Here is a 9,540-nt window from a genome sequence, read left to right as displayed (position 1 = left end):
CGCCCCGGGGGGGGGGCCCGGGGGGGGCGGTTTTCTGGGCCCAACCCCCCCCCCCGCGCGGGCCCCGCCGTATGGCGGGCCCCACTCGTTCGGGTTCAGCGCGTGCGGTTGCCGGAGATCGATCGGATCAACCAGGCGATCACCGCGATGGCGAGCAGCACGAGCCCGACCCACAGCAGGAACTGCAGGGACTGCACCAGTCCGCCGGTGATCGCGAGGATGATCGCGATCACGATGATGATGATCAGAAGGATGTTCATCGGTCTTCCCTTCTACTGGGGCGCGGAGCGCCCGTCTAGGGCTCTCAACCTAGACCCGGGACATCGCATCCCCCGAGGGGCTTGACGCGAGGCTTCCCCACATGTGAGGAGTAGGACATGCCAGGACGCAGGAACAGTTCGCTCAAGGATCCGGAGCTGTACGAGGAGCTCCGCGACGACGGTGCTTCGAAGGAGAAGGCGGCCAGGATCTCGAACGCGGCAGCGCGCGACGGCCGGAGCACCGTGGGACGCCGCGGCGGCAAGCACGGCGACTACGAGGACTGGACAGTCGAGGAACTCCGCGCCCGCGCCAAGGAGATCGGGCTGAGCGGCTACAGCCGCAAGCGCAAGGCCGACCTGATCTCCGCCCTGCGGAATCACTAGGGCCGCGGGTGGCCCGGTTCGGGATCGAGGAGGAATTCGTCCTCCTCGACGAGAAGACGCTCGTTCCGCTGGCCATGACGCCGCAGTCACGGGCCCGCCTGGTCGGGACGCGCCCGTCGGGCGAGGTCACGCCGGAATACCTCACGTGCCAGCTCGAGACGGCCACTGCACCGCTGGCCACGCGAGCCGACGGTGCGCAGCAGCTGCGAGAGATGCGCGAGATGCTCGGCGCTCAGGCAGCCGAGCACGGCGCGATCATCGCCCCGACCGGCACGCCGTTCATCGCCCCGCACAGGTTCGTGGTATCGCGCTCACCTCATTACGACGCGGTCGCGGATCACCTGGCGGAGATCACCCGCGATCACGAGGTCAACGGTCTGCACGTGCACGTCGAGGTGACGGACGACGAGGAGCGGGTCCGCGCGCTCAACCGTGTGCGACCGTGGCTCCCTGTGTTGCTCGCCCTCACCGGCAACGCCCCGTTCAGCAAGGGACGGCCCACCGGATTCGCCAGTTGGCGCAGCATCCTGATCCGTCGTCTGCCGGCGTCGTGGAGTCCTCCGCGGTTCGCCGACCTCGCCGACTACCGTGCCCGAGTGGACGAGCTCGTCTCGATGGGGGCGATCCCCGAGGCCAGCTCCATCGGCTGGACCGTGCGCCTGTCGGAGAACTTCCCGACGGTCGAGGTGCGGGTGTGCGACGTACAGCTGACGGTCGACGACACCCTGCTCGCGGTCGCTCTGATCCGAGCCCTGGTGCTCAGCGACGAACTCGGAGACGCCGCCGACGTGCGGCACGACGCGATCGACTCGTCGCTGTGGACGGCGGCGCGACAGGGACCGGACGCACGGATCGTCGACCCGCGCACCGGCGACGTCTGCGCGGTGCAGGACGTGCTGGCGGGAATGCTCGAACGCATCGCTCCGACCCTCGAACAGCACGGTGACCGCGAGTTCGTCTCCGACGCCCTGGCGCGCATCAGCGCCGACGGCACAGGGGCGCAGCGTCAACTGCGCGCCCATGCCAAGCGAGGAGTCGCGGGCCTCCGTCACCTCTACCGCGCGGGCAGCACGGGCGCCGGTCTCCGAGCAGCCGAGAACTGACCCGGCGAGGGCGCCGCGGCAGTAGTGTCAGCCTGTGGCCTCCTCTTCCTTCGCTCCCCTGCAGCGGCTCGTCATCTCGGTTGCCGTGCTCGCGTCGTTCGTGACGTTCCTCGACGGCACGGTCGTCACGGTCGCCCTCCCCGCGATCAGCCGTGAGCTCGGCGGAGGCATCACCACCCAGCAGTGGGTGGTCGACGCGTACCTGATCACGTTGAGCGCGCTGATCCTGCTGGCCGGGTCGCTGTCGGATGCCTATGGGCGGGTGTTCGTGATGCGCGTCGGACTGATCGCTTTCGGGGTGGCCTCGGTGGCGGTGGCCGCCGCTCCCGATCCGCTGATCCTGATCATCGCGCGCGCCGCGCAGGGAGCCGCCGGAGCCCTCCTCGTGCCGAGCTCGCTCGCCCTCATCACCGCGACCATGCGCGGCGACCTCCAGGCGCGCGCGATCGGCGTCTGGACCGCGTTCACGACCGGCGCACAGCTCGTCGGCCCGCTTCTCGGCGGCCTCTTCGTCGACTACCTGTCGTGGCGCCTGGTGTTCCTGATCAACGTCGTCCCGATCGGTGTGACTCTCGTGCTGCTGGCCCGACTGAAGCTCGCAGAACGCCCGAGCCGCGTGCGCGTCGACTGGCTCAGCGGAGCGCTCTGCGCGATAGGTCTCGGCGCCGTCGTGTTCGCACTGATCGAACAGCCGAACCTCGGCTGGTCCTCCCCCGCGATCTGGCTGCCCGGAGTCGTGGGCGCTCTGCTCTTCGCCCTGTTCATCGTGCGGCAGCAGCGGTCGCCCGCACCGCTCATGCCCTTGTCGCTGTTCCGTGTGCGCGATTTCGCCTGGGGCAACCTCGCAACCCTGTTCGTCTACGCGGCGCTCTCGTTGAACGGCTTCGTGATCGGGGTGTACCTGCAGCAGGGCGCGGGCCTCAGCGCCACCGCCGCGGGCCTCGCGAGCCTGCCGGTGACGGTGCTGCTCATCCTGCTCAGCTCTCGGGCGGGATCGTGGGCCGGCCGCTTCGGGCCGCGCATCTTCATGACGGTCGGGCCTCTCATCATGGCGGTGGGCGCCCTGATGCTGCTGCTCGTGGCCGAGCAGTTCGACTACTGGTGGCAGGTGCTGCCCGCGATGCTCGTGCTCGGCCTGGGCCTCGCCCTCACTGTCGCCCCTCTCACCTCCGCGATCCTCGGGGCGATCGACGAGTCACGGTCGGGCATCGCGTCTGCCGTCAACAACGCCGTCTCGCGCGTGGCCGGACTGCTCGTCGTCGCGATGCTGTCGACGATCATCGGCGGCACGCTCGACCTCGGCGGATTCCACAACGCCGCGTGGGTGACCGCGGCACTGTTCGCGGTGGGCGGCGTCGTGTCGTGGATCGGCATCCGCCGGAACCCTGCCGAAGCCGCACCGGAAGACGTCGACGCCGCGCGGTGACCGCGCCTCTGCGGCGCGCGTTGACGGGTGTCGGCGGGCGGGCGCAGACTGAGGGAACCGTCTGTCCGAGTTTCGGGAGGTCACTCGTGAGCACGTCCGTCGAACCGTCGACACAGAATCCGCTCCCGCCCGTGGTCGATGCCGACACGTGGCGCCGCGAGCTCGACGCTCTGCGAGTCCGCGAGAAGGCAGCCACGCGCGAGCTCGACGCGATCGCCGCGCAGCGGCGACGCCTGCCGATGGTCGAGCTCCCGGAGTACACGCTCGTCGGCGCGGAGGGGCCCGTGCGCCTCGCTGAGATCTTCGACGGGCACCCGCAGCTCATCGTGTACAACCACATGTGGACCGACGGCAACGAGTGGCAGTGCTCGGGATGCACCGGGTTCACCTCGCAGTTCACACGCCTCGACGCGCTCGAGCGCTACTACGACGCCCGGTTCGTGATCGTGACGAACGGCCCCATCGACGAGGCGCTCGCCTATCGCGAGCGCGTCGGCAACCGCATGAGCTGGTACTCGAGCGCAGACAGCTCTTTCGGGAAGGACATGGACGCGGGCCCGAACGAGGGCTTCGCGGTGAACGTCTTCCTGCGCGACGGCGACACCGTCTACCGCACCTGGCACACGAACGGCCGCGGCACCGAACGACTCAGCCACCTGCAGGGCCTCGTCGACCTGCTGCCGTACGGCCGTCAAGAGGAGTGGGAGCAGTCACCCGAGGGCTGGCCGCAGCATCCGACCTACGATCGCGGCATGGGGTCGAAGGAGATCGCGGAACTGTACGGAACGGCGACCGGCTCTCTGCGGGGAGCCGGCTCCTGAAGCGGCTGTCGGTGGGCGCGATCGCGGTGCTCGCCGCGAGCCTGATCGCCCTCACCGGGTGCACGGCGGATGCCGCGTCGAGCGCCGCCCTCTCGCCGCCCCCTGCCGGCGCCACCCCCGACTATCAGCTCGGCGGAGCGTACGGGCCGGCCGACGGCGTCGGCATCGTGGGCCGCGACCGGTCGGATCCGCCCGCCGACGGGGTCTACTCGATCTGCTACGTCAACGGATTCCAGACGCAACCGGGCGAACTCGATGACTGGGAGGCCGAGCTCCTGCTGCAGCGCGACGGAGAACCGGTGTTCGACCCCGACTGGCCCGACGAAGCGCTGCTCGACACGTCGAGCGCTGAGAAGCGTGAGGCGATCGCCGACCGCGTCGGTGCGTGGATCGCGGGATGCGCCGACGACGGGTTCGATGCGGTGGAGTTCGACAACCTCGATTCGTACACACGCTCGGACGGGGCCCTCGCCCTCGACGACAACCTGGCTCTCGCCGCGATGCTCGTCGACATCGCACACGGATCCGGGATCGCGGCGGGGCAGAAGAACGCCGCCGAGGATGCCGCCCGTCTGCACGAGAGCGCCGGGTTCGACTTCGCGGTGGTCGAGGAATGCGCTGCGTACGAGGAGTGCGCCTCCTTCACCGATGTGTACGGCGACCGCGTCGTCGACATCGAGTACACCGACGAACTGCCACGGCCGTTCGCGGAGATGTGCGCCGACGACGAGTCCCCGCGGTCCATGGTGCTGCGTGATCGCGACCTTCTCACGCCCGATGACGAGGGACACGTGTTCGAGACCTGCCGCTGACGGGTGGCCCGAAGAGCGGGGAGGGCCGCCCGGTGCGCCGGGAGGGTCGCCGGGAGCGCGGGGAGCGCCACCGGGTGCGCGGGGAGCGTCAACGTGTGCGCGATCGTCACCAGGAGGGCGCGACGGGTGGCCCTCAGGTGAACATGACTCGTCGTGGTGGGGGGTCTGTGTAGGTGCGGCCGAGGGGGCTGGTCCAGGTGATGGTGCCGTCGGGTCGTTGGTGGGCTGTCCATCGATGTGTGTCGGTGATGTCGGGGTGCTTGAGGGCGTGGTGTCGCCGGCAGAGGTGGCTGAGGTTGTCGGTGCGGGTTCGGCCGCCGCGGGCGTGGTCGTGGGTGTGGTCGATGTCGCAGCGGTGTGTGGGTGTACGGCAGCCGGGAAATCGGCAGTGCTGGTCGCGGGCGCGCAGGAAGCGGCGCATGGGTTCGGTGGGGGTGTAGGTGTCGGTCTCGGTGACGAGTCCGGTGGGATCGAGGAAGAGGCGGGTCCAGCCGGTGTGATGCCCGGCGAGGCGGCGGGCGATCTCGGGGGCGAGGGGGCCGTGTCCGTCGAGGTGGGCGGGGCGGTCGTCGGCGCCGACGAGGGTCGTGGCGGCGATGGTGACCTGGATACGGGCGGTGATGTTCTCCAGCCCGGTGCCGTTCTCGGGGCTGGGGGTCGCAGCGAGGAGCAGGTCGGCGAGGACATCGGCGCGGATCTGGTCGATCGTGCGGGTGTCGATGTCGGTGTCGGCGTCGAGGTGTGCAATGTCGGGGCTGGCCGGGTCGGTCATCGGATCGCGCAGGAGGCCGGCGTGCGGGTCGGTGGTGAACGTGCCGGACTCGCCGAAGATCACCCCGCCTGTGAAATACGCCTCGTACTGAGCATCGTCGGGGGTGAAGTCGTGCAGGTCACGAGACTGCTCACGGTCGTCGTGAGAGGGCAGGTGCGGGGCGCGCTCGTCGCGGGTGCGGGCGATCTGGTGGGCCATCCGGGTGAGCCGGTCGGCGATCCCCTCGGCGACCCATTCCGGGAGCACCGCGGTGAGCAGAGACAGCCCATCACCGACCGAGCGCACCTGAACGCTCCGTTCTTCCATCGCCCGGCGCTGGCGGGCGAGCAGACTCACACCCGCGAGGGTCGCCGCGACCTGCCGGGCGTGGGCTTTCGTGCGCGCCGCGGTCTCGCGCTCGGCGACCACCAGCACCGCCGCCTCGAACAGCCCCATCGTCTCGGGCGCCACCGTGCCGTCGTCGATCGCGTCGCTGACGATCACACTCGCCCGCACGATCTCCCGCACATGCCCGACACTGATCGCCCCTGCCTCGAACGCCGCCCGGGTCGCCGGCAGCGACCGTGACACCGTGCGCGCATCCGTGAACGCATACTCCACCGATCCCGTGCTCACCCGCCCCGCCGCCGCGTACTCCGCGATCATCGACCGGTGGATCGCGTCCCGATGAAACGGGTGCTCGGACGCATCCGCCTCGCGCACCCTCAACCGCTGCACCAGCAGCCCGCTCGCCTTCGCCTCGAGCGCCGCGATCTCACGCCGCGTCTCGACCCACTCGTCGAGCAGTCGACACCGCTCCTCGAGATCGAGGTCGAGATCCGTCCGAAATGCCATACCCCCACATTAGAACAAATGTTCTAACACCGGGACGATCGCTCGCGGAAGATGCCAGCATCCCGCAATGCCCTGCCCGGCCGATTCGAGACCGGAGACGGCCCCGACGAACGCCCTCAGCCGACACCCGTGACCGACGCCGACAACACCGGCCTCGCTAGGCTGACCTCGTGACCATCAGGGGGGACAGGACCGGCGGCGTGCGCGCGATCGCATCCCGCTGGGCGCACGCGATCGGCGACCTCCCCCGCTGGACGTGGGCAGCCGGCGCGGCGGTCGCCGCACTGCTCATCGTGGTGATCGCGACCGGGGGGTTCGCTCGGGCGGTCGCAGCGCCGCGAGTCGTGGCAGCGGGCGACGAGGTGCGCACCGGGCAGCTCAGCGTGACGGTGCGCGAGGCCGAGCTCACGCGCGAAGTGGAATCCGAGTACCTCGACGCGGAAGACGGCGAGGTGCTGCTCGTCTTGACCCTCGCGATGGAGAACCTCACCGACGATCCGATCGGTGTCGGCACGACGGCCGATCGCATCGACACGAACCTCGTGAACCACGATGAGCCTCTTCTCGACCTCGCGGGGGTCGAGCCGACAGACAGCGCCTACGTCTGGCGCGCAGACGGCTCCGCCGGGCAGGTCTATCTGCAGCCCGGTGTGCCCGCCGAGGTCATGATCGCCTGGCCGATTCCCGAGGACGCGATGACGGGTGACACGGTGTCGCTCGACGTGCACGAAGCGGTGATCAGCACCGGTGCGGTGATCCTGTCGTCGCGCGTGGTGACCTGGCGGGCCGGCGACGTCGCCGCCCGCGTCGCCGTCGCCCTGAGCGAGGCGACATGAGACGCGCGCTGCCGTGGATCGTGGGCGCCGCACTCGTGCTGGGTGCCGGCCTCGTGACGGCCGCGACACCCAACGACGAAGACGTGGTGGGTCCGATGACGGTGCACGGCACGGCCCGCGACACCGTCGCCTCGCGTTCGATCATCGCGACCGTCACGGGCGCGAGCTTCGCCGACGAGGTGCAGGAGTCGGGATGGAGCGCCGAGGGGAACTGGCTGGTCCTCACGCTGGACGCCTCAGCCGCCTCGACCGAGGTCGACGCCACGATCCAGCTCGCGACCCTCGCCGTCGACGGCCGCGTGTTCCAGGCGAGTGAGCGTCCGTCGACCTCTCTGACCGGCACTGCGCTGCGCGTGGGCACCGACACCGCGGGCATGCTCGCCTTCGAGCTGCCGTCGGGTCTCGACAGCGGCACCGCCGAGCTGCGGCTCGCGCCGTCGTACTCCACACCCGAGCTCGACGACCTCGTGGTGATCTCGCTCGAACTCGGCGACCTTTCGCGCACGCCGAGCGCGCAGCTCCACGCGCCGGAATGGAGCGCGGAATGAACCCGGATCGCGCGAAGGACTGGTGGCGTACGCAGCGCACCGCTCTGCTCGCGGCGGCCGTCGCCGCCATCGCGGTGATCGGCGCCTATGTCTGGCTCGACGTGCTGCCGAGCATCCGCCAGCCCGACCGCGTGATCGAGGCCGGGTCCGGGGCGGTCATCTCGGGCCAGGAGCTCGAACTCGGCTTCGTCGAATGGGGAGAGTTCGATGCCCCCAGCGATTCGCGCTCGCTGAGCATCCGACTGACCGCGAGCGGGGGCCCGGATGCCGCATCCTGTGGGTCCGCGACCCTCACCGAACCCTCGTCGTCACGCACGTGGGTGAGCTCGCGCGACGGCCTCGACGTGCCCTCCGACTCGGGCAGCACCTCATGTGCCGCGGAGCCCGCGTCTCACCGCATCCTGCTGGTCTTCCTGCTCCCCGACGACGCCCAAGGGCCGTTCGTGCTCGACATCGAGGGCGACGATTCCGACGTCGCCCGCTTCACTGTCGACCCCTGAGGACTCATCGACCACTGAGGACTCGTCGATCCCGGTCGGACGCGTTTCGAGTCCGGCTCTCGGGCGCCCGATCACGCTGTCGTAAGCCGTCGCGACGATCGCCACGCGCAGCGGCTCGGCGATCGCCGCGATCCCGACGCTCACGAGCGGGAACACTCCCGCCCAGAAGCGCACGTCGTGACCGCCGATGAGCTCCAGGGCGCCGCGGGTCGCGATCTGCTCGGCGAGGCTCCAGCACGCATAGGCGAGCACGAACGATCCGAACAGCAGCGGCCCGCCGCGCCAGACCACCGTGACCGCCGCCCAGAGTCCCTCGAGCCGCATCACGAGCGTCCGGGCGACGCTCATCATCGCTCCCCGCATGGCACCACGCGGCCCGCCCGCCCACCGAGGGAACGACGGAGTGGAGTCGAACGCGGTGCCGAAGATGACCCCCGCCACCGTGAGCCACGCGGCGGGCACGAGGAGCGCGGCGACCACGACGCCGAAGAGCCAGGTGGCTCCCTCCCACACCGCCGCGACAGGCGACAGGTTGACCGCGAACCAGTCGCCGAACCCCTGCAGCCAGGCGACCGCAGTGCGCTCGGAGAACCACCCGAGCACTCCGCTCCACCACCGCGCCACCAGCACGAACAGCATGAAGGTCCAGAGCACCTCGGTGTAGACGGCGAGCACGACGGTCCACCTCGGCAGACGCGCCGCGAAGCGGGTGAACATGACCCGGGCGATCAGCGCGACGACCAGCACCGTGACCGGCAGCACGCCGACCGCGATCAGTCCCCCTCGGTCGCCGAGCTGAGTGGCGTCGAGACCGGTGCTCTCGAGGCCGACCGCGACGGCGATGCGGAAGAAGTCGATCAGGTCGGCGTCGAGCAGACCCCAGGCGGTGTAGAACGCGAAGAACGGGAGGATCGCCGAAAGAGTCGCCGACGCGAACTCGCGCGGTCCTCCTGCATCCTCTCGGCGGCTGTGCGGCAGCGAGGGCCGCACCGTGAGGTACATCGCGACGTAGGCGAAGAGCCGGGCCCCCACCGCCAGCGGCAGCAGCAGAAGGCCGCCGAGCGACGTGTGCCCGCCCACGAAACCCGCGAGCTCCACCAGCAGCCGGTGCAGGGCCTCACCCCCGAGATACCAGGCCGCGAGCGCGACACCGTGCCGTGCGATGATGCGCCCGAATGTGCGCAGAGCCTGTGACATGAGCCCTACGGTATCCCGGGTGTCCCGCGCGCGTCACCTCGGCCCCT

The 9,540-nt window shown here is 70.1% G+C and carries 10 protein-coding genes; 7 read left to right on the top strand and 3 right to left on the bottom strand.

The window, feature by feature from the left end; translation table 11 throughout:
• Nucleotides 1-95: 95 nt before the first annotated feature.
• Entirely contained in the window at nucleotides 96-260 is a 165-nt protein-coding gene (locus RWO82_RS08865; protein WP_312169549.1) for a hypothetical protein, read from the bottom strand.
• A 117-nt stretch (nucleotides 261-377) separates the two neighbouring features.
• Here RWO82_RS08865 and RWO82_RS08860 point away from each other — a divergent pair, with 117 nt between their 5' ends.
• The 5 genes from RWO82_RS08860 to RWO82_RS08840 all read left to right on the top strand — a co-directional run bounded on the left by RWO82_RS08860 (nucleotide 378) and on the right by RWO82_RS08840 (nucleotide 4,806).
• Complete coding sequence (locus RWO82_RS08860) at nucleotides 378-644, top strand: Rho termination factor N-terminal domain-containing protein (RefSeq protein WP_314425820.1); 267 nt, start codon at nucleotides 378-380, stop codon at nucleotides 642-644.
• Nucleotides 645-652: 8 nt separating this feature from the next.
• A complete protein-coding gene (locus RWO82_RS08855) occupies nucleotides 653-1,747 on the top strand; it encodes a YbdK family carboxylate-amine ligase (protein WP_314425817.1) in 1,095 nt (364 codons plus the stop codon).
• A 34-nt stretch (nucleotides 1,748-1,781) separates the two neighbouring features.
• A complete protein-coding gene (locus tag RWO82_RS08850) occupies nucleotides 1,782-3,173 on the top strand; it encodes an MFS transporter (protein WP_314425815.1) in 1,392 nt (463 codons plus the stop codon).
• Nucleotides 3,174-3,259: 86 nt separating this feature from the next.
• A complete protein-coding gene (locus tag RWO82_RS08845) occupies nucleotides 3,260-3,994 on the top strand; it encodes a DUF899 family protein (RefSeq protein WP_314425812.1) in 735 nt (244 codons plus the stop codon).
• 11 nt (nucleotides 3,995-4,005) lie between these two features.
• Entirely contained in the window at nucleotides 4,006-4,806 is an 801-nt protein-coding gene (locus tag RWO82_RS08840) for an endo alpha-1,4 polygalactosaminidase (protein ID WP_314425810.1), read from the top strand.
• A 133-nt stretch (nucleotides 4,807-4,939) separates the two neighbouring features.
• Here the strand turns inward: RWO82_RS08840 and RWO82_RS08835 are convergent, their stop codons facing one another.
• Nucleotides 4,940-6,412 carry a DUF222 domain-containing protein gene (locus RWO82_RS08835; RefSeq protein WP_314425808.1) on the bottom strand — a complete coding sequence of 491 codons (1,473 nt, stop codon included), beginning with the start codon at nucleotides 6,410-6,412 and terminating at the stop codon, nucleotides 4,940-4,942.
• Nucleotides 6,413-6,582: 170 nt separating this feature from the next.
• Between RWO82_RS08835 and RWO82_RS08830 the strand changes: the two genes are divergently transcribed.
• Together RWO82_RS08830 and RWO82_RS08825 are read left to right on the top strand one after the other, a co-directional pair.
• Nucleotides 6,583-7,248, top strand: a complete 666-nt coding sequence (locus tag RWO82_RS08830; protein WP_314425806.1) for a DUF4352 domain-containing protein — start codon at nucleotides 6,583-6,585, stop codon at nucleotides 7,246-7,248.
• Nucleotides 7,245-7,796 (top strand): hypothetical protein, encoded by a 552-nt coding sequence (locus RWO82_RS08825; RefSeq protein ID WP_314425803.1) that lies wholly within the window; start codon nucleotides 7,245-7,247, stop codon nucleotides 7,794-7,796. Before RWO82_RS08830 ends, RWO82_RS08825 begins: the two co-directional genes overlap by 4 nt.
• Before the next feature lie 368 nt (nucleotides 7,797-8,164).
• On the opposite strand, the gene RWO82_RS08820 is transcribed toward RWO82_RS08825, so the two are convergent.
• The gene (locus RWO82_RS08820) at nucleotides 8,165-9,493 is read right to left on the bottom strand and encodes a hypothetical protein (protein WP_314425801.1); all 1,329 of its coding nucleotides are present in this window, start codon (nucleotides 9,491-9,493) and stop codon (nucleotides 8,165-8,167) included.
• Between the last annotated feature and the right edge of the window lie 47 nt (nucleotides 9,494-9,540).

The organism is uncultured Microbacterium sp., from assembly GCF_963521645.1.
Taxonomy (GTDB): Bacteria; Actinomycetota; Actinomycetes; order Actinomycetales; family Microbacteriaceae; genus Microbacterium.
Note: the sequence above shows the minus strand (reverse complement) of the source record. Positions and strands in the feature narration are given on the sequence as shown.